The organism is Zavarzinia compransoris (assembly GCF_003173055.1).
Classification (GTDB): Bacteria; Pseudomonadota; Alphaproteobacteria; order Zavarziniales; family Zavarziniaceae; genus Zavarzinia; species Zavarzinia compransoris.
Map to the genome: position 1 here is coordinate 191,932 of NZ_QGLF01000002.1, position 25,443 is coordinate 217,374.

Annotated in this window: 26 protein-coding genes and 1 tRNA gene; 8 read left to right on the plus strand and 19 right to left on the minus strand. The window is 66.3% G+C overall.

Features of this window, described 5'->3' with window-relative positions; translation table 11 throughout:
• Nucleotides 1-10 precede the first annotated feature (10 nt).
• The 3 genes from DKG75_RS06685 to DKG75_RS06695 form a co-directional block, all read right to left on the minus strand.
• Entirely contained in the window at nucleotides 11-1,525 is a 1,515-nt protein-coding gene (locus tag DKG75_RS06685; RefSeq protein ID WP_109920326.1) for an AMP-binding protein, read from the minus strand.
• A 5-nt stretch (nucleotides 1,526-1,530) separates the two neighbouring features.
• Nucleotides 1,531-2,652 carry an NAD(P)-dependent alcohol dehydrogenase gene (locus tag DKG75_RS06690; RefSeq protein WP_109920327.1) on the minus strand — a complete coding sequence of 374 codons (1,122 nt, stop codon included), beginning with the start codon at nucleotides 2,650-2,652 and terminating at the stop codon, nucleotides 1,531-1,533.
• A gap of 439 nt (nucleotides 2,653-3,091) precedes the next feature.
• On the minus strand, nucleotides 3,092-3,838 hold the full coding sequence (locus DKG75_RS06695; RefSeq protein ID WP_109920328.1) for an esterase/lipase family protein: 747 nt from the start codon (nucleotides 3,836-3,838) through the stop codon (nucleotides 3,092-3,094).
• A 634-nt stretch (nucleotides 3,839-4,472) separates the two neighbouring features.
• On the opposite strand from DKG75_RS06695, the gene DKG75_RS06700 reads away from it, so the two are divergent.
• The 3 genes from DKG75_RS06700 to DKG75_RS06710 all read left to right on the plus strand — a co-directional run bounded on the left by DKG75_RS06700 (nucleotide 4,473) and on the right by DKG75_RS06710 (nucleotide 6,586).
• On the plus strand, nucleotides 4,473-5,840 hold the full coding sequence (locus tag DKG75_RS06700; protein ID WP_109920329.1) for a tyrosine-type recombinase/integrase: 1,368 nt from the start codon (nucleotides 4,473-4,475) through the stop codon (nucleotides 5,838-5,840).
• Between the two features lie 87 nt (nucleotides 5,841-5,927).
• A complete protein-coding gene (locus DKG75_RS06705) occupies nucleotides 5,928-6,275 on the plus strand; it encodes a type II toxin-antitoxin system RelE/ParE family toxin (protein ID WP_243746526.1) in 348 nt (115 codons plus the stop codon).
• A complete protein-coding gene (locus DKG75_RS06710) occupies nucleotides 6,272-6,586 on the plus strand; it encodes a helix-turn-helix domain-containing protein (RefSeq protein WP_109920331.1) in 315 nt (104 codons plus the stop codon). The genes DKG75_RS06705 and DKG75_RS06710 overlap by 4 nt, the downstream gene beginning before the upstream one ends.
• Nucleotides 6,587-6,859: 273 nt before the next feature.
• Here DKG75_RS06710 and DKG75_RS22690 read toward each other — a convergent pair whose 3' ends face one another.
• Nucleotides 6,860-7,915, minus strand: a complete 1,056-nt coding sequence (locus DKG75_RS22690; protein ID WP_133636929.1) for a COG3904 family protein — start codon at nucleotides 7,913-7,915, stop codon at nucleotides 6,860-6,862.
• A 172-nt stretch (nucleotides 7,916-8,087) separates the two neighbouring features.
• Between DKG75_RS22690 and DKG75_RS23230 the strand changes: the two genes are divergently transcribed.
• Genes DKG75_RS23230 through DKG75_RS06725 form a run of 3 tightly spaced genes read left to right on the plus strand, consistent with a single transcriptional unit; the run spans nucleotide 8,088 to nucleotide 9,146 of the window.
• Nucleotides 8,088-8,447, plus strand: coding sequence for a hypothetical protein (locus tag DKG75_RS23230; RefSeq protein ID WP_208112055.1), 360 nt, complete (start codon nucleotides 8,088-8,090; stop codon nucleotides 8,445-8,447).
• A 43-nt stretch (nucleotides 8,448-8,490) separates the two neighbouring features.
• Nucleotides 8,491-8,856, plus strand: a complete 366-nt coding sequence (locus tag DKG75_RS06720) for a type II toxin-antitoxin system RelE/ParE family toxin (protein ID WP_243746525.1) — start codon at nucleotides 8,491-8,493, stop codon at nucleotides 8,854-8,856.
• Nucleotides 8,853-9,146, plus strand: a complete 294-nt coding sequence (locus DKG75_RS06725; RefSeq protein ID WP_109920332.1) for a helix-turn-helix domain-containing protein — start codon at nucleotides 8,853-8,855, stop codon at nucleotides 9,144-9,146. Before DKG75_RS06720 ends, DKG75_RS06725 begins: the two co-directional genes overlap by 4 nt.
• 19 nt (nucleotides 9,147-9,165) lie before the next feature.
• Here DKG75_RS06725 and DKG75_RS06730 read toward each other — a convergent pair whose 3' ends face one another.
• The 10 genes from DKG75_RS06730 to DKG75_RS06775 all read right to left on the minus strand — a co-directional run bounded on the left by DKG75_RS06730 (nucleotide 9,166) and on the right by DKG75_RS06775 (nucleotide 19,358).
• A complete protein-coding gene (locus DKG75_RS06730; protein ID WP_109920333.1) occupies nucleotides 9,166-9,897 on the minus strand; it encodes an outer membrane protein in 732 nt (243 codons plus the stop codon).
• Between the two features lie 598 nt (nucleotides 9,898-10,495).
• Nucleotides 10,496-11,359, minus strand: coding sequence for a hypothetical protein (locus DKG75_RS06735; protein ID WP_109920334.1), 864 nt, complete (start codon nucleotides 11,357-11,359; stop codon nucleotides 10,496-10,498).
• A gap of 22 nt (nucleotides 11,360-11,381) precedes the next feature.
• A complete protein-coding gene (locus tag DKG75_RS06740; RefSeq protein ID WP_166646467.1) occupies nucleotides 11,382-12,383 on the minus strand; it encodes an AAA family ATPase in 1,002 nt (333 codons plus the stop codon).
• A 458-nt stretch (nucleotides 12,384-12,841) separates the two neighbouring features.
• Nucleotides 12,842-14,956: an AAA family ATPase gene (locus tag DKG75_RS06745; RefSeq protein WP_109920336.1), complete on the minus strand. Its 2,115-nt coding sequence runs from the start codon at nucleotides 14,954-14,956 to the stop codon at nucleotides 12,842-12,844.
• Between the two features lie 10 nt (nucleotides 14,957-14,966).
• A complete protein-coding gene (locus tag DKG75_RS06750) occupies nucleotides 14,967-15,176 on the minus strand; it encodes a helix-turn-helix domain-containing protein (protein ID WP_109920337.1) in 210 nt (69 codons plus the stop codon).
• Nucleotides 15,177-15,272: 96 nt separating this feature from the next.
• Nucleotides 15,273-15,995, minus strand: coding sequence for a hypothetical protein (locus DKG75_RS06755; RefSeq protein WP_109920338.1), 723 nt, complete (start codon nucleotides 15,993-15,995; stop codon nucleotides 15,273-15,275).
• A gap of 1,466 nt (nucleotides 15,996-17,461) precedes the next feature.
• Nucleotides 17,462-17,537: transfer RNA gene (locus DKG75_RS06760), tRNA-Glu, on the minus strand.
• Between the two features lie 44 nt (nucleotides 17,538-17,581).
• Nucleotides 17,582-18,643, minus strand: a complete 1,062-nt coding sequence (locus DKG75_RS06765; RefSeq protein WP_109920339.1) for a threonine aldolase family protein — start codon at nucleotides 18,641-18,643, stop codon at nucleotides 17,582-17,584.
• Nucleotides 18,640-19,059, minus strand: a complete 420-nt coding sequence (locus DKG75_RS06770) for a M67 family metallopeptidase (protein ID WP_109920340.1) — start codon at nucleotides 19,057-19,059, stop codon at nucleotides 18,640-18,642. The genes DKG75_RS06765 and DKG75_RS06770 overlap by 4 nt, the downstream gene beginning before the upstream one ends.
• Nucleotides 19,056-19,358, minus strand: coding sequence for a hypothetical protein (locus DKG75_RS06775; RefSeq protein ID WP_109920341.1), 303 nt, complete (start codon nucleotides 19,356-19,358; stop codon nucleotides 19,056-19,058). Before DKG75_RS06775 ends, DKG75_RS06770 begins: the two co-directional genes overlap by 4 nt.
• A gap of 19 nt (nucleotides 19,359-19,377) precedes the next feature.
• On the opposite strand from DKG75_RS06775, the gene DKG75_RS06780 reads away from it, so the two are divergent.
• Nucleotides 19,378-20,310, plus strand: a complete 933-nt coding sequence (locus tag DKG75_RS06780) for an RluA family pseudouridine synthase (protein WP_243746524.1) — start codon at nucleotides 19,378-19,380, stop codon at nucleotides 20,308-20,310.
• Between the two features lie 172 nt (nucleotides 20,311-20,482).
• Entirely contained in the window at nucleotides 20,483-21,391 is a 909-nt protein-coding gene (gene rpoH, locus DKG75_RS06785; protein WP_109920343.1) for an RNA polymerase sigma factor RpoH, read from the plus strand.
• 6 nt (nucleotides 21,392-21,397) lie between these two features.
• Here the strand turns inward: rpoH and DKG75_RS06790 are convergent, their stop codons facing one another.
• From DKG75_RS06790 to DKG75_RS23725, 5 genes are read right to left on the minus strand one after another with little or no spacing between them, the layout of a single operon-like run.
• On the minus strand, nucleotides 21,398-22,180 hold the full coding sequence (locus tag DKG75_RS06790; RefSeq protein ID WP_109920344.1) for a metallophosphoesterase: 783 nt from the start codon (nucleotides 22,178-22,180) through the stop codon (nucleotides 21,398-21,400).
• Nucleotides 22,181-22,190: 10 nt separating this feature from the next.
• Nucleotides 22,191-22,733 carry a hypothetical protein gene (locus DKG75_RS06795; protein ID WP_109920345.1) on the minus strand — a complete coding sequence of 181 codons (543 nt, stop codon included), beginning with the start codon at nucleotides 22,731-22,733 and terminating at the stop codon, nucleotides 22,191-22,193.
• Nucleotides 22,733-23,533, minus strand: coding sequence for an alpha/beta hydrolase (locus DKG75_RS06800; RefSeq protein WP_109920346.1), 801 nt, complete (start codon nucleotides 23,531-23,533; stop codon nucleotides 22,733-22,735). Before DKG75_RS06800 ends, DKG75_RS06795 begins: the two co-directional genes overlap by 1 nt.
• Nucleotides 23,534-23,545: 12 nt before the next feature.
• Nucleotides 23,546-24,019 (minus strand): RNA pyrophosphohydrolase, encoded by a 474-nt coding sequence (locus DKG75_RS06805; protein ID WP_109920347.1) that lies wholly within the window; start codon nucleotides 24,017-24,019, stop codon nucleotides 23,546-23,548.
• A gap of 43 nt (nucleotides 24,020-24,062) precedes the next feature.
• A complete protein-coding gene (locus DKG75_RS23725; protein ID WP_109920348.1) occupies nucleotides 24,063-25,430 on the minus strand; it encodes a divergent polysaccharide deacetylase family protein in 1,368 nt (455 codons plus the stop codon).
• Nucleotides 25,431-25,443 lie beyond the last annotated feature (13 nt).

The window sequence follows — 25,443 nt, forward strand, 5'->3', positions numbered from 1 at the left end:
CTTCCCTGTATCAATGGTTTGCGGCGCCCTGGCTCCGCGCGTCGTCGCGCAGGGAGCGGCGCAGGATCTTGCCGGTGCTGGTCTTCGGCAGATCGGAGACGAAGGCGATCCTTCTCGGGATCTTGTAGGCGGCGAGATGGTGCCGGCAGTGCAGAAGAAGCTCGGCCTCGTCGAGCGCTGCGCCGCTGTGGCGGACGACGAAGGCCTGGGCGATCTCCCCCTTGTCGGCATCGGGCACGCCGGCGACTGCGACCATGGCGACGGCGGGATGCATGGCGATCACCTGTTCCAGCTCGGCGGGATAGACGTTGTAGCCGGCGGTGATGATGAGGTCCTTCTTGCGATCGACGATGAAGATGTAACCGTCTTCATCCATCCGTGCGATGTCGCCGGTGGCGAGCCAGCCCGCCGGATCGATGGTTTCCGCCGTCGCGGCCGGGTTGTTCCAATAGCCCTGGGTGACCAGCGGCCCGCGGACCACGAGTTCGCCCGCCTGGCCGGGGCCGGCGTCGCGGGCCGGATCGGCGAGATCGGCGATCCGCGCCTCCACGCCGGGCACGGGCAGGCCGATCGAGCCGAGCCGGGGCGGCCAGTAGGGCGAATGGGTCACGGCCGGTCCCGCAACCTCGGTCATGCCCCAGAGTTCGAGCAGGGGGCACCCGAAGCGGGAGACCACCGCCTCGATCTTGGCGGTCGGCATGGTCTGGCCGCCGACCGTGCACCGCGTCAGGCTGCCGAGCGCGGCGGCCGCGATGTCGGGGTGCGCCAGCATCTGGTAGTACATGGTCGGCACCCCCTCGAACAGGGTAACCCTTTCGATCTCGATCAGCCGCAGCACCTCGCCGGCGTCGAAGCGCGGCAGCAGCACGAGGCGCATCCCGCTCTGGAACGCTGCGTTCATGACGATGTTGCCGTAGACATGGGGCAGGGGCAGGGCGGAGAGCACCGTGTCGCCCCGGTGCCGGACGTGGATCGTGGCGGTGGCGGCCATGCTGGAGAAGACGCAGCGGTGGCTGAGCATGGCGCCTTTCGGCCGGCCGGTGGTGCCCGAGGTATAGCCGATGGTGAAGAGATCGTCCGGCCGCACCGCCACCGGTGCGCGGTAGCCGGAGGCCAGAAGGGCTTCGAATTCGGCGTCCCCGCCCGGGGCGATGACGATGGCGCCTGCCGGCACGGGCACCGCATCCCGGCGCTCGGCGGGCAGGATCAGGGCTTTCGCGCCGGAGTCGGCGGCGGCATAGCCGACTTCCTGCGGGCTGAGCAGAATATTGGCCGGCACCACCACGGCCCCGAGCCGGGCGAGGGCATGATAGGCGGCGATCCATTCCCAGCCGTTCGGCAGGTGCAGGACGACCCGGTCGCCGGGGCCGATGCCCAGCGCGGCAAGGCCGCCGGCGAAACGCCCGGCGCGCTGGTCGATCTCGTGGAACGTCAGGCTGCCCTGGCCGGGCAGGGTCAGGGCCACGGCATCGCCGAAGCGCCGGGCGGCATCGAACGCCAGGGATGACATGACAGGTTCAACCATGGCGCTCACCTCCCCGCGGCCCGGCCCGGGATCAGGACCGCCTTCAGCACGCGCCCGGCTTCGGAATCCGCGGCGGCATCCTCGATCTGCTCCAGGGGGTATCTGCGGATCAGGCGGTCGAAGGGGAAGCGCCCCTGGCGCCAGAGTTCGACGAGCTGGGGGATGAAGACATCGGGAACGCTGTCGCCCTCGATGATGCCGCGCACGGTGCGGCCGAACAGGATGCCGTTCATGTCGAGGGCGATTTCCGTTCCCAGGGGGGCGACGCCGATCACGCCGCAGACACCGGTCAGGCGCAGGCTGTCGACCGCCTGCCGCACCACCTTGGGCAGGCCCGTGCATTCCAGCGAATATTGCGCGCCCTCGCCGCCGGTGACCGCCTGGATCGCTTCCACCGGGTTTTCGCGGCCGCCGTTCACCGTGTGCGTCGCGCCGAGGTCGCGGGCAAGGGCCAGGCGGTCGTCGTTGAGATCGACGACGATGATGGTGGCGCAGCCGACGACCCGCGCCGCCATCACGGCCGCCAGGCCGACCGAGCCCGCGCCGAAAACGGCGATGCTGGTGCCGGCCCCCGGGCGCAGCGCATTGATGACCGCGCCTGCCCCGGTCTGGATGCCGCAGCCGAGCGGCCCCATGATGTCGACCGGCACATCGGCCGGGATCTTCACCACATTGGCCTCGCCGGCCAGGGCGAAATCGCCGAACGAAGACTGGGCGAAGAAGCAGCCGCTGACCCGGGCGCCATGGGCATCGCAACAGGGACTGCTGCCGTCGGGGCGGCCGCCGCTGAAATTGCGGCCGTAGAGTTCGATGCAATAGCCGTAGCGGCCGCCCCGGCAATTGGTGCATTTGCCGCAGCTCGCGAAGCTCAGCACCACATGGTCGCCCGGGGCGACCTTGGTTACCTTGGCGCCGACCCGTTCGACGATGCCCGCACCCTCGTGGCCGAGGACGGCGGGCAGCGGCGTCGGGAAATACTGGTCGCGCACCACGAGGTCGGTGTGACACATGCCGACACCGGCGATGCGGACGAGAACCTCGTCCTCCCTCGGCTCGTCCAGGCTCAGGCATTCGATCGTGAAGGCCCCGCCCTTTTCGCGCACCACGGCTGCATTGATCTTTTGCATGCTCCCGGTTCTCCGTTCTTCTGTGATTGTGCGGAACGTGCCGGCCGGCCGGGCGGCTGCCGGGTTCCTCCCTTGCGGAGACGAGCGTAGTCGGCGGAAAAAGGGCGGCCTATCGCCGGGCGGGATAAAACGGGCCCGGGCATTTATCCCGCGCGCGGGCACCCGGGACAATCACGGGCCATCGGTTCGAAGCCGGGGCCGGGTGCCGCCGGGACGGCAAGCGCTTGTGCCCGCGGTTCGGCGTATCGGCGGCGCGTCCCGGGGAAACGGGGACGGCGATCAGGGCATCCGGCGCGATGAACGCTGATCCGATATCGACGGGGAAGACGCCGATCGGACAGGCCTTGAGCCGGTTCTTCGCAGGCTTGTCACCGTCGAAGTCCGGCAGGCGGCCGCTGCCGTGCCGTGGCGGGCGGCGATGGTCTTCGGGTCGATGCCGTCACGCCAGCCGGCGCTGGGCATAGGGTTTCCACAACCCTTCATATTGCGACAGGCGGTCGGCGATGACCCGGAGCGCCAGGGGATTATGGGCCATGCCGATATGGCTGGAGAAGATTTCGATGCTTTCATGCATCGGGCCTTCGGCCTCGAGGCAGGACTGCCAGGCGACGAGGCCGTCGGTCCGGCTGTAGAGCGCGGTGGTCGGTACCGGCGGGGCCTTGGCGATCTTTTCGCGCAGCGAGCCGACGGCAAGGCGCAGCGCATCGATCAGGCTGGCGGGGGCGGTGTCGGTCAGGACGCCGTCCTCCATCGGCCGCGTCGGCGTGCCGAGGGTGATGACGGAACGGACCGCATTCGGCCGGCTGCGCGCCGCTTCCCGGGCATAGATGCCGCCGATGGATACCCCGATCAGGCTGACCCTGGTGCCGTGAAGATCGGAGAGATGGCCGATCCGGGCCTGCAGGGCGGCGAGAATGTCCGGGCGCGGGCCGAAGTTGAAGCCCTGGTCCCAGCCGTAGACCGCATAGCCGCGGTCGGTCAGGAAGCGGCGCAGGGGCCAGGTGACGGCATCGCCGGTCAGGAATTCGGGGATCACCAGGACCGGATGGCCGTCGCCGCGGGCGGTGGTCGCCAGCAGGCCCCAACTGGCGGCAAGCCCCGCCAGTTCGATGGTCGCCCTGGCCTCTGCCGCGAAGAGCAGGGAGCGGCGCAGGAAATTGAAAGTGCTCGAGATACGGTCGGTCATCGTCAGTCCATCATACCGAGCATTGGCGGCAGAAGCTGCTTCATTGTCAATGCGGGGACCGCGACCGCCGGCAAGCCTCGCCTGCGAAGGCGCGGTCCTGCCGGGGGCGTCGCGCCCGCCATGACATTGCCGGGCCTGACCATGCGGACGCCATGCCATAATTTTGTATTTGATCGCCGTCGCAAAATCCATGCGCGGCGAGTTCGTGCAATTCATATGGGAGGACGCCCGTCCTTCGTCTGACCCGGCCTGTCCGGCAGCCATGCGCGCGGATGGAGGGAGGATGCCGGCAGATCCGCCGGACCAGTTCGGCGAGGTCGGATCCGGGGACAGCCTCTTTCCATCGGCATGCCGCGCTTGGCGGCAATCTCCGCTGCCCGAGGGCGACCTGCAAGGATTTCTGCGGATTTCCGGTCACCGGCGGCCTTGAAATCATCAAGGCATGGCGTCCCCAAGGGGATTCGAACCCCTGTTACCGCCGTGAGAGGGCCGGATCAAAGGGTGGGTGTGCGTCCATGGCCGCCCACTAATGTGTATGTAATTCAATGGCTTATTGAATTTACGTCCATCCTTGTCTGCGATTGTGCGGGGGTATATATTTGACTGATATTTGACGATTTTTCGGGGTCGAGCCATGACGAAGACGCTATCCGAAGCCGCGATCACCACGCGGGAGGCCCGCAAGCGCCTGCCGGCGGGGGCGCATTGGCGGGGCATAGACCCCGAAGTGCATCTTGGTTATCGCAAGGGGAAGCGGGGCGGGGTGTGGTTCGTCCGCTGGCGGCACGGCAAGGGCTATCGGCAGGAGACCATCGGCACGGCGGACGATGCGATCACCGAAGGGACGTTGGATTTCAATGCCGCCGTGCAGAAGGCGCGGGCCACGGTGGAGGCGGCGCGACTGGAAGCGATGGTTGCCGCGGCGGGGCCGGTGTTGACGGTTCGAGCGGCGCTCGAATCCTATATAGAGGCCCGCAACGCGCGCGAGACGCGCCGCAAGGGGCGGAGTGTCAGAAGCGATGCAGCGGGGCGCCTGTCGCGGCATGTCCTTGGCCAGCCGGCGCGGGGCAAGACCGCCGCCGTCCCGGCCGCGGCGCTCGCCAATGTCGCCCTGCACGCGCTCAGGGAGGCCGATTTGCGCAAGTGGCGCAAGGCGCTGCCGGAGGACATGAAGGCCACGGCGAAACAGCGCCTCGTCAACGATGTCAAAGCGGCACTGAATGCGGCGTATGCCGCTCATCGGGACCGTCTGCCCCCCGCGCTGCCGGGTATCATCAAGAACGGGTTGAAGATGGAAGCGGTCGAGGACGACGAGGCCGTCCCCCTTGCCCGTGACAACCAGATTCTGAGCGATGCGCAGGTTGGTGCGCTGTTGCAGGCCGCCAGGGAAGTGGATGCCGCGGGAGAATGGGATGGGGATTTGTTCCGTCTGGTCGCGGTTCTGGCCGCGACGGGCGCCCGCTTCTCCCAGGTGATCAGATTGCGTGTCGGCGACGTGCAGCGGGCTCAGGGGCGCTTAATCGTACCCGCCTCGCGCAAGGGCAAGGGGCAGAAGGGAGCGGGCACGCCCGTCCCCGTGGGCACGGACGTGCTCGATGTGCTGGTGCCGGCCGTCACGGGGCGCGCAAGCGATGCCTCGTTGCTGGAACGATGGCGCCGCGCCCAGGTGGGCGCATTCCAGTGGCGGCGCACCGGGCGGGGGGCTTGGCAAACCGCTTCGGAACTGGCCCGCCCGTGGCAACAGATAAAGGTGCTTGCCGGGCTGCCCGATGTCATTCCCTATGCCTTGCGGCATTCCAGCATCGTGCGCGGTGTGCGCGCCAACCTGCCGATCAGGCTCGTGGCGGCGCTGCATGACACGTCTGTTCCAATGATCGAGCGCCACTATGCCCGCTGGATCGCGGACGGGCTCGAAGAAATCGCGGCGCGGGCGGTTGTGACGCTGCTCCCGCCCGAGGCGACGGGCAAGGTGATCCCGCTGGTCCGAGGCGTCGAGCGGTGACAAGCGGGCAGCCCCGCCCCGAAGGCGATATACGCTGGAAATTATATTCTTTGGGGCTTATATATGGTGGACGTTTGGATTGTCGGGTTGCACGCGGCCTTTGCCGGCGAGGTCGAGGCGTGGCCGGCCGAGGTGCGGGTGGAGATGCTCGCCCAGGCGGGCCTGCTCGCCCAGATCGGGCCGGGGCTGGGACGCCCCAGGGTGGACACGCTGAATGGTTCGCGGCACGCCAACATGAAGGAATTGCGGTTTTCGGCCGGCGGCGGCGAATGGCGGGTCGCCTTCGCCTTCGACCCCAGGCGCCAGGCGATCCTGCTGGTGGGCGGCGACAAGTCGGGTGTTGGCCAGAAGCGGTTCTATCGTTCCCTGATCGCCACGGCGGATGCCCGGTTCGACGACCATCTGGACGCCCTGGCAGCGGAGAAGAAGCCATGAAGATACTCAAGGATGTGATCGCGGGCCTGCCCGAGGCAGAGCGAAAGGCGGTCGAGGCCCGCACGGCAACCCTGGTGGCCGAGGAAATGACGCTGCGCGACCTGCGCCGCGCCCTTGCCGTGACCCAGGAACAGATGGCGGAGACGATGAAGGTGCGCCAGGCTAATATTTCCCAGATCGAACGGCGGGCGGACCTGCTGATTTCGACCCTGCGCCAGGCGGTCGCCGCCATGGGCGGCTCGCTCGATCTCGTCGCCACGTTCCCGGATCGTCCGCCCGTGAAGATCGCCGGACTTGGGGACATTGGCTGAGGGCAAAGGACTGTCCCCGCCGAACCGCCGGCCTCTCCCCGCTGATGGGCTCGCTTCCGCTGGCGCATGGCGCCGGGCGTCCGGTCGATCCGCCTTCACATTGATCGCCAGGGACACCATTAAGCCGGTTATTCGAGACGCCCGAAGGAGACCAGCGCGCCGACCTCAAAGCCACACAAAACGGCCTGAAAACCCTGCCCACAAAGGCGGCACTGTCAGCCAATTACCGTTTCTGTACAGATGGATGAAAAATAGACGCATTAATAAATGGTTTCATGCGCAATTTTTTTTGATCAATTTTGCATAAGGAACAAATTTTTCTCCTGACAATTTCACACTCATTATATTTCTAAATCCGCCAGACAATCCTTGATTCAAATTTAATTTGCTAGTTAGGATTTCATCCGGCAGTATCAATTCATAAATTGCCGTATCCCCCTTCCCCTTCCTTCCAGAAACGCTTTGGTCTGGAATCAGCACTCCGAACAGGTGGACCCAAGATATTGCGCTCGCAACCTCCTGATCATTCCCTCCAAAAAAACTTTTTTGAACACTGAGAACAAGAGAGCCGCCCTTACAGAACAAAATTGCTTTTACTTTCTCATCATTTCGGTACGAGACGGCTATAAGCGAGGATTTATACTCATCCAATTTCCATTGCCTATATGAAAAACTATCATATGTAATGCCGTATTTTACCATCTCATCAAATGAGAAAAGATATATATCTTGAGGTTGGGTCAATCCGGCCGCAGTTAATATTCTCGCGTCGACTCCCATTCTCACAACATATTCGGTAAGCACGCCTGATATAATTTGCTGATCTGAAAAATCTCGCGACGAAAATAAACGGGCGTCGGGCGATCTCAATGCTTCAGCAATATAATGTTGATGAACGCCGACAGTATTACTCTCTGCGATGCGATATACCCCACCAATAAATGAAAAAACACAAGCAGAAACACAAACGCCTGCCCCTTCATGCTCAAACGGGAAGCCGGAACTATTCGGATTATCGAGAATTGAGGAGCCAACCTTGGTTCCAAAGCCAAATTTCCTTATTACCTCCCCCAGCTTAACCCCACCTATTAGATTTCCTCCTGTAGAATTAAGTAGAACCGTCCATTTATATCTATCATGTCCCCCATTTATAATAAATTTTCTGAATTCGTCCGCCGTTGTTGACGTAATTTCCCCATCGGCAACAATCCAATCTGGTAATCCGCCATCTGCCGTATTGGGACTCGCGATTCGAAATTTCATCGGCGCACAAAATGCTGGCGTCGAAAATATTATGGTAAAAACTAGAAACAGAAGATATTTTACCATGCCTTCACCATATAGTTTGGTAGCTCGTTATCATTGCCCTACGATCACAGCATTTTGCGCCACGCGGCCTGAACTTTCCGCCTCTCGTCGGAGCTATCGACCGACATTTCCCAGATGGACGGCCCGATGGACGGCCCGCCCGCGCCTGATTGACGGCAGAGTAGCCTGATAATTGCTCAACCAGAAGACGAAAGGGGGCGGCGACAGCCTCTGTAGAGGCAAAATCGCCAGTCCGGCTGCCATGGCCTGCCTAAGCGGCACAATTCTCGCCGGTTTTGCAGCGAAGTGGGCACACTTCGCCCTTCGTTTGCCCCGAGCAATACACCGCAGCGCCTTCCGCGATTGGGCCGGGGACGAAACTGACGTTGCCCGCGAGGTCGCGGAAGCGGCGCTTGCCCATGCGGTCGGGAACGCGGTGGAACAGGCATACCGCCGGCAGCGGGCGCTGGACAAGCGGCGGGCACTGATGGCCGCCTGGGAGATATACTGCAACGGCAAGCCCGCCGGCGTCCCCGAGGGCGAGGCGGCTTGATGTTGGCGTCAGCTTGCCCGATATACGCCAGTGAGGTATAGGAATGACGGTGGCGGGTGGAAAGCTGCACTCGGTTGTCGAGACGCCGGAATTTCTTCGGGCGGCGGCGGGCCTGTTGGACGAAGGCGACAAGTCGGCCCTGGTCGATTATCTCGCGGCCAACCCCAGGGTGGGCGATCTCATGCCGGGTACGGGCGGGGCGCGGAAGCTGCGTTGGGCGATAGGAAATCGGGGCAAGAGCGGTGGTGTCCGCACCATCACCTACTATGCCGGCGAAGATGTGCCGGTTTTCCTGCTGACGGTCTATGGCAAGGGCGAGAAAGCCAACCTGACCAAGGCGGAGCGGAACGAGTTGCGGGAAGTCCTGACCGATCTGGCGGAAATCTACAGGCAAGGGGCAAGAGCATGAGCAAGGTGGGAAAGAGCATCCTGGCCGGCGCCCGGCAGGCCCTGGCCTATGCCGAGGGGGATCGGGCGGGGTTCGTGGAGCACAAGCCCGATCCGATCAACGTGAAGGCGATCCGGGAGAAACTGGGCTTGTCCCAATCTGCCTTTGCCGGGCGTTTCGGTGTCAGCCTGCGCACGGTCCAGGGCTGGGAAATCGGCGCCCGCCAGCCGACCGGCGCCGCCCGCACCCTCTTGCGGGTGGTGGAGCGGGAGCCGGAGGCCGTGCGGCGGGCGCTCGCGGGACAACGGTAGCCGTTTATCCCTGGAATATTTATCGGCTGGATGTCGGCGAGAAACTGAACATGAAACCCGCGTTGATGTTGTGGGTGCTTATGCTGCCAGAAAAGTCGCCCATCTTAGCCTCTGACGTGCCGAGATAGCGGTAGTCGACGAAAGCAGACGTTCCCTCGGATAGCTGCATCTTGCCGCCGACAATGCCCTGATAGGCGAATATGGTATCGTCTCCGCCAGTGCCAAAAACGGTGCGGGCAGCGCCTTCGGGAGATGCCTCAAGGAAGCCCACGCCCAGGCCCACGCCGACATAGGGCGTGAAAGGCGAGTCCGTGGCAATTTCATAGAGGACGTTGCCGAAGACAGTGAGCAACGAGAAATCGATTGCGCCAGTTGCTGAGCCGGTGAGGGCACTCCCATTGATCGACACGTCTTTCAGTTTCGACGCCTCGAAAGAATTATACCCAACCTCGATCTCAAAGCGCGGACCTGCCCAATTGTAACCAGCAGCAGCGCCGACGCGGAACCCATTGTCAAATTCGAGTGTGCCGGTGGCCGAGATAGTCCCGTCGTCATAATCGATGTCGGTCTCCTGCGGGATAGCCAAGCCGCCATAGAGCGACAGATAGGATTCCCGCACCGGATCGACCGCGAATGCCGTCCCCGGCAGGCTCGCCACGGCGATCGCCACAGCACCCGCCCCGGCGGCGATCTTCGATTTCATAATCTTGCCGATGCCATTGCCGGCATTGGGTTGAGCCGCAAACTTCATCTGTACCCCCGTGTTCCATAGCCCGGCTGGTGCCGGGCGGTTGGCTGCGCGCGAACACGGGTAAGCACGCCCCACATATTTCCCGGACGCCGGTTAAGGCGCCCTGTGAGGGTGTTGCATTTTGTGGGCCGCCCGACGTAGCGGGGACCCGTGTTCAAGCGCAGTCGCGCACCTTCGATGGGCAGCCACGCCCCGGCGAAGGTCTTCAAATCTTGCATGGATCGGCCCGATTTGGCGACGAATAAATTGCCCGGGCCGGCAACCCTCGATTGCCCTACTGGCCGGGCAAGAGCGGCGGGGATCGCTTCGGCCAAGTTAACGCAGCTTAATTAGCGAGCTTGGTTAGCAGTTAGCAGTTAGCGCGGCGTCGGGCGGGGCAAGGGTGCGGACGGAAAAGCGCTGGGGGGTCCCTCACCCCCCTTAGGGGGTGGGGTCCGGCGCCCGCGCGCACCCTTGAACGGATCAGGGGGCGGGGCGAGGGGGAGCACAGCTAAGGCCCTTCGCCTTAGCTGTTAACTCGGCGACGTTAATTGCTGCCCCTTAAGCCTTAAGCCGGCCGCTTAAGTCTTAAGCCGGCCACCGGCAGCCCTCGATTGCCCTACATGCCGGCGGCGGCGGCGCGGCTTCTCCCGGCATCGAGCCTCTGCAACGCGATCCGCGCCGCCGCGTCGTAAGGCGGGCGGATGTGGTTCAATCGGTTGAAGGCCAGTCCGGTCGTCCGAAACTCCGGCTGGTGGCGGGGGCTGGCGATCCGGTGCCAGATCAGCACGTTGGACGGTAGCCCCTTCGTGGTGGTGTAGGGCTCGACGGCGATCAGACGCCACAAGGCCGCCTCCCACGGGATCATGGTGCCGATGGACGGGATGAACGGCAGCCGCGCCTGTTGCTGGAAACCTTTCGGGTTCGGCCGCACCGCCGAATGATCCGGGTAGAGCGTGATGGTCCGGCGCGAGCGAAGCCCCTTTTTGAAGGGATGCCTCTCAATCGCGATTGCGCGGCCGTCTGGCAGGGGTAGGGGGACGGCCAGCCATCGGGCCAGCCGTTCGACCCAACATGCCCTGGTGAGTCTCTTTGGGGCCTTAGCGGCGATTTGCTCGGCCACGGCTCCGATGCCGGGGTGATCGGGCAGCAATCGGGCGACTTCCTGCGCGAGAACCAGACGGGCGATCGGGTAGGCGGGGCGGGCCAGAATGGTCTTGCCGCCGTTGACAAGGCGCACGGTCAGCCAGGGCGTTATGATCGGTTCGCGGAGCGCCGCCCGGAGGATGGCCGCGATTTCGGCGGCGGGAAGCGTGTAGCCGAGGCGGTCCAGCGCGCCGCGCCGGAGAGTTTCCGCCAGATCGGCCAGCGGCTGGCGGCGGGGCTGGGTGCCCCGCTCAAGCCGTCCGGCGATGATTTCGACCGCGACGGCCCGGCCGAACGACCGGGCTGCCGCGCCGAAGGATTCGATCACCGAGTTCATCTTGCGGCGCTCCCGTGAAACCTTAGCTGAACCCACCCACGCGCCTCGCACCGCGCGCGTTGCTCAGTTCCGCGATGTAGGTGCCCCAGATCGTTCGGACCTTACCTTTCGGGAGCGGCTGGCGTCGCATCACGTCGGCGTGGATCTCGAAGTCTCCGATGGGGCCGGCGGGGCCGACGCTGGATTTCTCGACGGACAGGGTGCGGCGTTGGAGGGCGGTGGGCGCGTCGTCGTCCGCCCCCCACAGGAGCCGCATGAGCGCATCGGGTGGCATCGCGCTGATCTCAGCGTCGGTCGGGCTGGCTTTCGGGCCGGAGGCGCTGGGCCGGGCTGCCGGCCGCGCCCTGCCGGCTTTGCACATTTCCACGAACAGCACGAAGTCTGAGCCCGTGGCGAACGCACGGGCGCCGGCCAACTTCCGGCCGGCCTTGGGAAAGTGATGCGCGACCAAGACGACGACGCCATGGGCCTGGGATACTGCTCGAAGCTGGTTCATCACGGCGGTTGCTTCGGCGTTGCTGTTTTCGTCCCGCAGGAACAGGCACAGTCGCAGCGCGTCGATGACGACGAGCCGGAGGGTGGTGCCCATGGCCGCGTGGTGCGCTTTTACGTCTTCGATTTCGGCTTCCAGCCACATGCGTCCGTCCGCCGAGGTGAGCGAGACGCCGGGGCTTTCCGTGACACAGATCGGGAGCGCTGTGGGGTCGCCTGACCGGCGCTTCTGCGCGGTCCGTCGCCACAGGTGGCCATTGATGTCACTGCCCGCGACGATCAGGGTGCCGCCGGGGACGAGAACATCGCGCCCGAAGAAAGGTCTGTCGGTGGCGACGCAATGGGCCAAGTGCATGAGCACGGTTGACGTGCCGGCACCGGACGGCCCGGCCATGAAGCCGACAGTGCCTGTCTCGCCGAAGCCGGGTAGGACGCTATCGACAATAGCGCGGTCGCGGGTCATGGGCTTTCGCTGATCGGGGCCGGGGGCGATGCCGTGTTCCGACATCCAGCCGGTAGAGGTGGGAGTCATGACGTGCATCCTTTCGATGATCGGGGCGGGCGGTCTGGCGGACTGCCGGACGAACCAGACTCAAGCTGTTAACTCGTTGCGCCTTAACTAAGCCGGGGCGCCGGGCTGGGGGCGGCTAGTTAAGGGCGGGGCTTAATTCCTGTTGTCCACCTACCTTCGGTAATCCCGGACTTGTGTTCGCTAACCGCTAACCGGCACCACCGCGCCGCGCCGGTCGTCGAGGCGTGGCGATGGGAGGTGTTGGGCGGGGTGTTCGGTGCCCCTGGAAATCGCGCCGTATTCCGTGCCCTTCCATGGCAGGCAGGCCCCCTTCCCTGCCATGGGGGGGTACGGGGGGTATGGAACACCCCCCGCATGGAAGGCATGGAAGGGCATGGAAGGGGCATGGAAGGGGGCATGGAAGGTTCGATTTCCATGCCTTCCATGACACTTCCGAAGTTCCACGGAAGGCATGGAAATCATTGCCCCGCCCCCCACGCCAGCCGCTGCCGGCGCTTGCTGTCGGGGCCTTCTGTGACGACCTTAATCCGCTCCGCGCTGATCAAGCGTTCCTGCGCGGTCGCAAACTCGGCCTTACTGGTCGTCGCAGACTGCGCGGCGAAAATGTGCGGCGCCCCGGCCGGGTGCGTGTGCGAAGCAGACAGGCCCCGCCCGCTGTGCCTCTCGAACAGGGCGAGGAATTCGGCCTCGACTTCCTTCATCCGATCGTCGGTCAGCGTTTTTCCGTCGCCCGTGGCGGCGTAACCGCCCTGCGTCCATCGAAGGGCGATAGCCTCGCCGGCACGGCTTCGATTCGCCTTCCTGACCGTCAACACCCGGCGGTCGGGGTCTTTCGCGTCGCCTTCGAGGGTTAAGGAGGCGCGTGCCGAGTTGCGCCATGCGGTCGAGCCGCCCCCGCCGTCGCCATCCCTCATGCCTGCGCGGCTGGGATGCCGCAGCAACAGAACCGCCGCGTCATACTGCATAGCTAGCGCGGTGAGCGCGCGCATGAAGTGGCGGACTTGTGCCCGATCATTCTCGCTGGCGTCAAACAGGTCCGCCGCGGCGTCGAAAACGATCAAAACCGGGTGGATGTTGGCGCAGGCGGTTTCGATCTCGCGCCAGCGGGCGGTGGGGCCGATTCCATGCCGCGCCTCGCGAACAAGCGCCGCGTCCCACCCCGCCAGATTAAAACTGTGGAACCTGTTGTCCAGGTCGGCGAGCCTGTCGGCGCCGCCGGCCAGTTTGCTCATCTCACGGTGCGACTCATCCTCATCGTTCTCGGCGAGTATCAGGAACGCCGGCCCTTGCGCCTCCATCGGAACGCCCAGAAACTCGTCCTCGCCTCGCGCAGTGGCCAGCGCGAGTTGGATGGCGAGGGTCGTTTTCCCGCTGCTGCCATCGGCGATCAACTCGGTTACCCGGCCTCGCGGCATGACCCACCACAACCTCCGCGCGGGGACTACGGCCCGCCCCGCCCATTCGCTTGCCGCGACAACGCGCGGGGCGGACGCGGCGGGCGCGGCAGGTGCCGGAAGCGTCGGCAGATCGACCGCGTTCAGGGCCTGTTCGAGAAGCGCGCGTTCGACCGCCTCGTCCGGGCGGAGTTTCAAGCCCATCTCGAAGCCGTTGCGGAAGGTCCGAATATGGCCGTCGCCCCAGGTCTCGATTTCCCATTCAAGCTCGGCAAGCTCGAAGGGCGATTGGTCAAGCCGCCTGCGTCCGGCCCACAAGCCGATGTCCAGGGCAGCATCGTGGCGCCGGCCAGGAGCGCCGAGCTTACCGGCCTCGATCGCAGCAACGATTTCGGCGACGGTCTGATACGGCAGGGTGGGGCGGCCGGGACCTGCCGGTGCCAGTGCCTGGCCGCCCTCCGGCGCCCGCCAGCCCAGCGCCTCGCCGGCTCGCCGCGCTTCTTCGCGGAAGGTTTCAAGCTGGGCCAACGTGATGCTCGGCACGTCCTCGGGCCGCGCGTCGAAGATAGCTTCGTCTTCCCAGAAGTAGGGTTTGCCCGTATCGGGATGCACTCCGGAACCGACGAACTGGCGCCCGGAGAATAGGAACTCCACGCCGGCAGTTTCCTCGCCTTTGCTCAAGCTCAACTTCGCCGGTACTGCCTCTCCGGCGAGCCGATAGACCATCAGGAGCTTCGGGGCTCGCCCGATCCGCACAAACGGCGTGGCGCCAAGCTCCCGTTCGGCGGCGGCTCGCCAAGCTGCGGCGAGCGGTTCGTCGAGGGCGTCAAGATCGAGGCCGAACACCCCGCCCCCGACATCACCGGGGCCGCACCGAACGCCAACGCCGAAGTCCTTGTAGGCGGGAGCGGTCCAGCCAGCCGCCTGCCCCTCGTACTGCGCCTGGTTCCACGGCTTATTCCAACCGGGAAACCCGTCTCTGTTGCTCCGACCGGGCCGCTTGGTGCCCGGCTGGATCGGGATCGTGCGCAACCAACGCCCGCCCATAGCTGCCTGATGACAGACCGAGCCGGTCAACGCATTGAGTTTCGACGGGTTTTCGGCTACGATAACGTTGTTGAAGTGAGTGGTTTGGAAGAGCGCCGCCGTGCCACCGGCGGCGCTTTTTTCGTTGCTCATGTCGCCCTCCTTACGCGCGCGGCAGGGCGGTCAGGAACGCGACGAGATCAGGCGCCAGAATAAGCGTTCGCTTATCGAATTTCGTGGCTTTCAATCTGCCGCTCGAAATCGCTTCGTAGAGCTTCGAGCGGCAGATGGACGTGACGCTTGCCACTTCGTTGATGGTGAGCGCCGCCTTCGCGATCCCGAAGCCGGCGGGAGTGTAATCTTGGGTGTGCATGGATAGGCCCGTTCGTTTGATGGAAACTGGACCTAGGTAAACGCGAACAATCACTCCCGTCATTCATGCTAAAGCTGCAAGAAATACCCTGAAAAATCAACGAGTTGCCGAGCTGCGCGCCCGCTCCTCGCGCGCCGCCTTCTGCTGCTTGCGCCACACGCGCGTCATTCTCGCCGCTCGCTTCTCCGGCGTTTCCCGCGCGGCCCTGATGGCCTGCCCCATCCTGTGTTTCTCCCAGGCGCTTTTGTCTTCCGGGTCCAGCGCCTCGAAGCCGCCGAAGCCCTCGAAGGACGGATACACCGAGGGACCCCATGGCCCCTCGTAGTGCTCAAGAACGGTCAGGCACAGCGCTACCCATGCCTTGCCTTTCGGGCGGTGCGGGTTGAAGGCGTTGACTATGCACCGGGCAAGAACCGGGGCGGACAGGACGATGAGCGGGGCGTTTTCGGTCCGTTCCTCGGAGGACTTCGCCCGGCGCCCCTTGCCGTAGCGTTTCTGCGGGAGGCCAAGGACGGGACCTGCCGGCCTGCCGCCTTTGTGTGGATTGGGGAAGTCTTCGTATGGGACGGGATCACGTTTTCGCTTTTCCTGAGGCAGCTTATTCCACATAAGCACCATCTCCTCCGCTCGCGCTTTCTTCCTTTCGGGGCGGCTCCGCACCATTGCGTCCCGCCGCGCAGCGGCAATGTTGCCCAGAATGGCTTCCGCGATACGGAGTGCCTCGTCCCTGGTGACTTCCGGCAAGACAGCCGCGATTAGCTCCGCAAGCTCTCTTTCCTCGCGGGCCGCAGGCAGTTCAAGCTGGTTCGAGATCGACATGCGCGTCCCCCGAGAAATGCTCCCATTTCGGTTTATATGCGGGGGCGGACGCACGGACGCAAGGACGGACCCTATCAAAAAAATATACAGGGCCGGGGTCCTACGAAACTGCCGTAAGCTCCGGTCGGGCGGGTTGTCTATCTAAAGTGGTATATGGAACCATGGAACCTGCCAGAGGGGGTCCCCCCTGCTTGCCCCCGCCCCCTTGCGTTGGCGCCGGCCGGCGTTTTTGTCCGGCTTCCTGGCGCGGCGCCGTCGCGTCGCCCTTGGTGCGGGTGCACGAAGGTGCCGCCGCCACGTTCCGGCCTCTGGTGGTCGAGACGATCAGAAGGCCCCTGTGAATTTGCAGGGACCTCGAAAGCTCCTCAACGAAGGTCGAGGAACTTGGTCGAGATTTGCAAGTCGCTAAAAGATACTTGCAAATCCTCCGGGCCTTGGGCGCCTCGGGTCCACAAGGTTGCCGGAAGATACTCTGTCCTTGAACTCGCGCAGAGGCGCCCCGGTCGGCCGGAATTCCGACCGACCTTGAAAGCTCCTCGACGAAGGCTTCGGCTTCGGCCGCACGGACTTGCTGACGGCAAGGCTATCCATCGGAATTCCGATAGATAGGGAGAAAGCCTCGGGCGAGATTTGCAAGTCAGCATTGCTCACTCGCAAATCCTTGAGCGCCTGCCCGTTCCGGGGGCGGTCCAGGTCTGGGCATACCCCTGGGGCGGCCGTAGGCGTCGGGAAGATCGGCTGAGAAATCGGCCGGTGTCTGGCCGTTTCGCGGATGGATGCAAGGGGTCTCGTTTTCGGAAACGAGACCCTCGGCGCCCGCTGGCGGGTGGAGCATAGGGCCGGGCGGTTTTACGGCTTCCTCGTAGAACCCTTTCCCTCGAAAGCGAGGGAAAGCACTCGCCCCAAATTTGGGTTCAGCCATATTCTCGATGTACGGGCGGCTGCCTTGCTCTCGAAGTAGGCCCCCTGGAATTCCAAGGGACCTCGAAAGTTCCTCGACGAAGGCGGCTGGCCGTTCTGCTCGTTGACATGGGTATGCTGAAATTTCAGCACACCCGCTTCCCCGACGAGATCGACCGGGCGGGAGGCGGCCAAGGGCATCGCGGTCTTCCTCAGATCGAGGAAGACCGATCACGCTCCGGCCCGCGAAGGCGGCTGCCGGGCGGGAGCCGGCCCCGTCCTCAATCTGAGGATGGCGGCTTTGGCGGTTCGACCGAACAGAGTATCTTCGGGATACTCCGTCTGAGCGCCTTCAGGGCGAGATTTGCGCCTGACCATAAGTCGCTCGCAAATTCGAGACCCCCGCGCCGGCTGCCCGGAACTCTGCCGCCCCTTGAACCGGCGCGCGCCAGGGCCGTCATGTGGGAGGCGGCGGAATGCCCCGCCACGGCCCCACGCCACGGCTGCGCTTATTCGACTGATATTTGACGGGTCAACAACCAAGGCGCCTAAGTCCTTGATTTCCTTGGCGTCCCCAAGGGGATTCGAACCCCTGTTACCGCCGTGAGAGGGCGATGTCCTAGGCCTCTAGACGATGGGGACCAGAGCCGGGAGAGGCGGCTTGATAGCCTCTCCCGGGCGTTTGATCAAGCGATTTCTTTGGCGGCCCGGGTCGCGGCGGCGATGAAGGCGGCGACGGCGGCGGGGGCGGTGTCGAAGGCGGTGACGAGGCGGTAGAGGCCGGCTTCGGTCGCAGGATCGAGGGGCGGCGCGCCCCAGGGGTAGAAGTGGAAGCCGGCGCGGAACAGGGCGTCGGCGATCGCCGCCGGCAGGCGGACGAAGACTTCATTGGCGTCGACCGGGTGGTCGAGGTCGACGCCCGGAAGATCGATCAGGCCGAGGGCGAGATCCGTCGCCATCCGGTTGGCATGGGCCGCGTTCCGGCGCCAGAGGTCGCCGTCGAGATAGGCGGCGAGCTGGGCCGAGAGGAAGCGCATCTTCGAAACCAGATGGCCGGCGCGCTTCCGCCGGAACAGGAAATTCTCGGCGAGGGTAGGCTCGAAGAAGATCACCGCTTCGGCAGCCAGGGCGCCGTTCTTGGTCGCGCCGAAGGACAGCACGTCGACGCCGGCCTTCCAGGTGATCTCCGCCGGGGTGCAGCCGAGGCCGACCAGGGCATTGGCGAAACGGGCGCCGTCCATGTGCAGGCGCAATTCGTTCTCGCGGGCGAAGGCGCCGAGGGCCGCGACCTCGGCCGGGGTATAGACCGTGCCGCATTCGGTCGCCTGGGTGATGGAGATCGCCGCGGGCTGGACCTGATGCTGGTCGCCCTTGCGGATCGGGGCGAGGCGGGCGGCCAGCGCCGCCGGCGTCAGCTTGCCGTCGGCGGCGTGGACGGTCATGATCCGGGCGCCGGACAGGGCTTCGACCGCGCCGCATTCGTCCGCCTCTACATGGGCTTCGTGCCCGGCCAGGATGCCACCCCAGGGCGGCACCAGGGCGGAGAGGGCGAGGGCATTGGCGGCGGTGCCGGTGGCGACCGGGAAAACCGCCACCTCGTGCTCGAAAATCTCGGCGAAGCGGGCGCCCAGGCCCTCGGTGAGCGGATCGGCGCCATAGGCGGGCATGGCGCCGGCACCGGCGGCTTCGGCCAGAGCGGCGACAATCGCCGGATGGGCCCCGGTCACATTGTCGGATGAGAAATTCATGGATCGACCTCGACTGCCGCCTCTGTAAAGCCGTGTACCCCGGGCCGCCACGCCCGGACGATGCCGCCGTCGCCGACGATCAGCCAGACGAGACCGTGGTCCCAGGCCCCGGCGCGGTCGCGGGCGGAGGGTATCGGCAGGCCGCCCGGATGGGAATGGTAAAGCCCGAGGATGCGCCGCCCCGCGTCCCGGGCCCGCCGTTGCAGGGCGAGGTGCAGGGCGGTGTCGATTTCGAAGGCGTCGAGCCCGCCCGCGGGCGCCAGATTGGCGCTGGCCACCGCCTCGTCGGCCAGGACAGGGGCGCCGGCCGGGCCCAGCAGCAAGCCGCAGCATTCGGCGGGCAGGGCGGCGCGGGCATGCGCGCAGACGGCGCCGAGAACGGCCCGGGTCAGGCGTATCGGCGGCCCCGCCGTCACGGCGCCGGGGTCAGGCGGGTGGAGCCGGTGGCTTTTCCCGTCGCCGGATCGACATAGAAAAGTCGTTCTCCCCCTTGCGCATCGCGCAGGCGCAGCACCAGATAGTCACCGGCGCCGGTCATCTCGATCAGGGTCTCGCCGGGGGGAAGGTCGATGGCTGCCGCGATGCCGCCTTTTTTGCCGCCTACCTTCACCGCCAGACCATAGATGAACAGCGCCATCATCGCGAGGAAGATCACGCCGAGGATGATCACGACGGCCTTGAGAACACGGGGGTTGCGGGGCGACTCTTCAGTCATGACGGATATGCTCGCGACAATGCATCGGTTGACGGTGGCAGAGGCGGACGGTACCGACCGCCTGGACAAATATCTGGCCCGGGCGACCGGCCTTTCCCGCATGCGCCTGAAAGGCCTGATCGAGGCCGGCCAGGCGACGATCGACGGCGCGACCATAGAGGACGTCTCGGCAAGGGTCAAACCGGGCCAGTCGGTCACCTTGGATATCCCGCCCGCGCGCCCGGCCGATCCGAAGCCGGAAGCGATCGACCTCGTCATCGTGCATGAGGACGAGCACCTGGTCGTGGTCGACAAGCCGGCCGGCCTCGTCGTCCATCCCGCCCCGGGCAATCCGGACGGGACCCTGGTCAATGCCCTGCTGGCCCATTGCCGGGGCCGATTGTCCGGCATCGGCGGGGTCGAGCGGCCGGGCATCGTGCACCGGATCGACAAGGATACCTCCGGCATCCTGGTCGTCGCCAAGACCGAGGCGGCGCATCACGGCCTCTCCGACCTCTTCGCCCGTCACGACCTGACGCGCGGCTACAAGGCCGTCGTCTACGGCAACCCGGCGGCCAATGCGGGCAGCGTCGACCGGCCGCTCGGCCGCTCGCGCCACGACCGCAAGAAAATGGCCATCGTCGAGGACGGCAAGCAGGCCATCACCCATTGGCAGGTGGAGGCGCGCTTCGGCCGCCCGCCCGTCGCCGCCCTGCTGGATTGCCGCCTGGAAACCGGGCGCACCCACCAGATCCGCGTCCATCTGTCCTCCCTCGGCCACGGGCTGGTCGGGGATACGGTCTATGGCCGGCCGCAGAAAGGGGCGCCGGCACCGGCGCTCGCCTTCGGGCGGCAGGCGCTGCACGCATGGCTGCTCGGCTTCCGCCACCCGGTCAGCGGTAACCTTCTCGAGTTCGAAAGCGAACTGCCGGACGATATGAGCGGATTGCTCGATAGTTTGGAATCGCTATAAGCTGGACGCATACCCGATCGTACCAGTAGGATATTGCGCATTGCCCCGGCGCCGGTGACTGTAGGGGCAGGTTCAATCCCGGCCGAAGCCGGTGGATCAAGGGTCTGTGGTTCAACCGTGACAGATGGAGGGGTTCCATCTGTCACGATTGAACCACGAGGAGGTTCGTCAGATGAGTGTTCCCGCCACGATGAAAATGCCGGCCCTGCCCGATGAAGGCAGCCTCAGCCGTTATCTGGCCGAGATCCGCAAGTTCCCCATGCTGGAACCGGAAGAGGAATTCATGCTGGCCAAGGCCTGGCGCGAGCACGGCGATTCGGATGCCGCGCACAAGCTGGTCACCAGCCATTTGCGCCTCGTCGCCAAGATCGCCATGGGTTACCGCGGCTATGGCCTGCCGGTCTCGGAACTGATCGCCGAGGGCAATGTCGGCATGATGCAGGCGGTGAAACGGTTCGAGCCGGACAAGGGCTTCCGCCTCGCCACCTATGCCATGTGGTGGATCCGGGCCGCGATCCAGGAATATATCCTGCGCTCGTGGAGCCTGGTGAAGATCGGCACGACGGCGGCGCAGAAGAAGCTGTTCTTCAACCTGCGCCGGCTGAAGGGCAAGATCTCCGCCCTGGAGGAGGGCGACCTGCGGCCCGAGCATGTGGCCCAGATCGCCCATAAGCTGGCGGTGCCGGAGGCCGACGTGGTCTCGATGAACCGCCGCCTCGCCGCCCCCGACCACAGCCTGAACGCGCCGTTGCGCGTCGACGGCGAGGGCGAGTGGCAGGACTGGCTGGTGGACGACACGCCGGACCAGGAAAGCCGCCTCGCCGAAAAGGAGGAGTTGGACATCCGCCGCAGCCTGCTGGCCCAGGCCATGGGCGGCCTGTCCGACCGCGAGCGCGACATCCTGCAACGCCGCCGCCTGGTCGAGGAACCGGTCACCCTGGAAGACCTGAGCCAGGAATACGGCATCAGCCGCGAACGGGTGCGCCAGATCGAGGTCCGCGCCTTCGAGAAGCTGCAGAAGGCGATGCGCGGCGCCGCCCGCAACACCAAGGTCGGGCTGCTGGCCGAACAGAAGGCCTGACGGCGGTCAGCGCCGGGCAGCCCGCCAGCGCGCGGGCTGCGCCGGATCCTCGATCACGCTGTGGCGGAAACGGTCGTCGTCGATCTCGACCAGGGCGATGCGGCCGGTGGTGTAACTGCCGACGTCGATCGACAGGCGATGCGGCCGCACCGTCACCTCGGGGTGGATGGTGTGGCCGTGGACGACGAAGACACCGCCCGGGTTCCGCCCCGCGTCCAGGAACTCGTGGCGGATCCATTGCAAGGGGCAGGCTTTCGGCACCGCCCCCGGCGCGGCCCAGGGCGTAACCGCGCCGATGACGGCGTCGAAATCGCGGTAGGCCGGCGGCAGGCCGGCATGGACGAAGACGAGGTCGCCCGCCCGGTGGTAATCCCCCAGGCCTTCAAGGAAGGCGAGGCGCGCCGGGCCGACCAGATCGGCCAGCGGCGGGCGCAGGGGATCGTCGGTCCAAGGACCGAACACCATGTTGCCGCCGTTCTGGTACCACAGCGGATCGATCGCATTGCGGCGCAGGCTTTGCAGCATCAGCTGCTCGTGATTGCCGGCGAGGGCGATCAGCTCGGTTTCCCCGGAGGCGGCGATCAGCCGGTCGAGCACACCGAGACTGTCCGGCCCGCGATCGACATAATCGCCGAGGGTGACCAGGCGGCGGCCGCCCCGCCGGGCGTAAAGCGCCAGTGCCGCGTCCAGGGCCGAGCGCAGGCCATGGATGTCGCCGATCACATGGCCGGAAAAGCCGGTCGCCCGGGGCAGCGGCCGCCAATCGTGTTCCGTAACCTCGATGGTCATGATCCCCTGCCTATTCCGGCGGGCGGACCATCACCACCCTGCGCGGCGGCTTGCCGACCAGCGTGCCGCGCCAGGTGCCGTCGGCGGCGGGGGTGAGGCGCAGGTTCTGCTCGTCGCCGATCTCGGCGCCGGGATTGAAGCTGATGGTGACGCCGCCGTCGATCAGCACGACGTCCGTAATCTCGCCGGTGGCACCGTCCCAGTCGCAGGCGCCGTCGGCGGGCGCCGGGCACAGGCCGGGCAGGGCGGTGAAGACGCCGGCCGCCCGCGCCTCGCCCGCGGCATGGGCGATGTCGAGGGTGACGAGCGGCATGTCGCGCCCGTCGTCCAGCACCACGCGCCACGAGCCGTCCAACTCGCCGGGCGCGACCAGGCCCTGGGCCGCGGCCGGGGGCAGTTCGTCGCCCGGCTGGGTGCCGTCGGCGACATTGGCCGGCGGCGGCGGCGGGATATCGGCCCGGGCGGCCGTCAGGGCGCAAAAGGGCAGGGCATGAAGGGGCAGGGTCGCCGCCGCCAGGACGAGGGCGGCCGGCAGGCTGCGGGCGAAGGGCATCAAGGCACCACGGTATCGAGCCAATCCGCCGTTTCCGCCGCCATTTCCTGCCAGCCGGGCTCGGACAGCATCCAATGGCTGAAACCGTCGTAGAGGCGGAAGGTGCTGCCGCCCGCATTGTCGCGGTAGCGCGCGGCGATGCGCTGCACGGTGCGGGCGGAATTCACCCGGTCGGCGCTGCCGGCGAGGGCCAGCACCGGGCATTTCACCGTCCAGGGCTCGACCCGGCTGGCCCGGCGCATGTCCCAGACCGAATGCATGATCTCGAACACGGCGCGGCCGGATTCGGGCACGAAGCGGGCGAAGGTCGCGCGCCGCTCCTCGCGGGGCAGGCGGTTCAGGGTGTGATCGGCGGCGACCCGGTAGACCGGGTGGATCGGCCCGTCCCAGAACACGCCCAGCGTCGCCACCATGCCGACCGCCGACAGGATCTCGAAATCGGTCGAGGGAATGACGCCCCAGGGCGGGCTCGGCGCCAGCAGGACGATGGCCCGGGCCAGGCCGCGCCCGGCCAGCATCTGGGCGACGAGGCCGCCCATGGAATGGCCGACCAGCACCGGCTTTTCCGGCAGCGCCTTGATCTTCTTCGCCAGGTCGTCGGCATAGTCGACCAGGCTGGTGCGGCCGAGGTCGTGGTGCGGGCGGCCGTGGGGCGGCGTGTCGTGATGCAGCAGGTCGGGGCAATGGGTCTGCCAGCCGCGCGCCGCCATGGCGCCCGCCCAGCCCTCCATCGCCCAGCCGGCGCTGAAAGCGCCGTGGATCAGCATCATCTGGCCGCGACAGTGTCCATCCTTGGTCATGGTGCCGGTCCCTTACGCCGCGAACAGGGGGGCGAATTCCGCCACCACCGCTTCATAGAGGGCGCGCTTGAAGGGCACGATCAGCCCCGGCAGGTCGCGGTGCGGGGCCCAGCGCCAGGCGGCGAATTCCGGATGCCTGGTTTCGATATTGATGTCGGCGTCGGTCCCGGTGAAACGCATTGCATACCACTTCTGGCGCTGGCCGCGATAGCGCCCCTTCCAGACCTGGGGCACCAGTTCGGCCGGCAGGTCGTAGGTCAGCCAGTCGGCGGATTCGGCGATGATCTCGGCCTTGGTGGTGCCGGTTTCCTCGCCCAGTTCGCGGAAGGCGGCTTCCGCCGGTTCCTCGCCCTTGTCGATGCCGCCCTGGGGCATCTGCCAGGCTTCGACCAGATTGTCCAGCCGCTGGCCGACGAAGACGAGACCGGCCGGGTTGATCAGCATGATGCCGACGCAAGGCCGGTAAGGCAGGGCGGAAATATCCATGAAGGCTACTCGACAGGTACGGGAAAGGACGAAGGGGCAAGGATCATGGCGCGTCGACCGTATCGGCGAGCGCGCTGACCGGGGCCAGGACCAAGCCTTTCTCGGGCAGGGTCGCGGCCCAGGCGGCGATCCGTTCGATCGAGCCCGGGTAATCGGCGGCGATGCCGATGGCGGTGCCGTTCTGGCGCGCGAACCGTTCCAGTTCGGCCAGCCGGCCGTCGACGGCGGCGCGGGTCGGGGTCGCGTCGATGAAGCGGACGGCGGTCGCGGTCGGCAGGCCCAGGGGCCGGGCGACCGCCGGGATCGCCGAATTGTCGGCCGTGCGGCTGTCCAGGATCATCAGGCCGCGGGCGCGCAATTGCTTCGCGGTTTCGGCCATGGCCGCGCTGTCGGCGGTATAGCGCGAGCCCATATAGGTCATGACCCCGATATAGCCGGTGGTGCGGCCCAGCGTCCATTCCAGGCGCGACTTGTTGTCGGCGGCGGACAGCGCGGTCATCAGCGCCTTGGGGCCGGGATCGCTGGTCGGGAAGTCGATCGGCTCCATCGGCACCTGGATCAGGAATTCATGGCCGGCGGCGCGGGTCCGCATCGACCATTGGTCGAGGTTCCGGGCATAGGGCGTGAAGGCCAGGGTGATGTCCGGCGGCAGTTTCTCGATCGCCTCGACCGAGGTCGATTCCCGCAGGCCGAGGCCGGCGACGACGATGGCGATGCGCGGCCGGGCCGTGATGTCCCGGAACGGGCGGGCATAGACGCGCCAGGGCTGGCGCCCGTCCGGCCCGATCACCGGCAGGCCGCCGTCCCGCCCGGCCTGCACCAGCAGGGGATCGGGCGCGGGCGTCAGGGCGGTGATCGCCGAGGTCGGCGTGTCGGGGGTCGATGCGGCGGGGGCCGACGCGGCAGGGGGCGACGCGGCAGGGGCAGACGCGGCAGGGGGCGACGCGGCTGGGGGCGAAACCGCGGTCGGTGACGAAGGGGCCGGCGACGTTGGCGCCGGCGATGCGTGGGCCGGCGACGTTGAGGCGGGCGATGGGGATTCGGCGGCCGGGGCCGGGGCGGGCACGCCGTGATGTTCCGCCGCCGCGGGCGGCGCGGCCTGCGCCGGCGCTTCGGGCACGGGGAGGATTTGCTCCGCCGCCGGCGCTGGCGGGGTCGCGGCCTCCGCCTCCGCCTTGGGCGGGTCCGGGGGCGCAGTTTCCGGGGGCGCGGTTTCGGCTACAGCGGCGGGCGTCGCCGCCGGTCTTGCCGGCGGCGGCAGGGCGGCGCTGACGCCGGGCCCGGGGGTCGCGTCGCCGCTGAACGCGGCCCAGGCGATCAGGCCGCCGAAGACGGCCGCGGTGCCGAGGACGGCAAAGGGCAGCAGCGGCAGGCGGCGCCTGGTCCGGTTCCGCGCGTCACCGGCGGCCATCGACTCGCGGCCC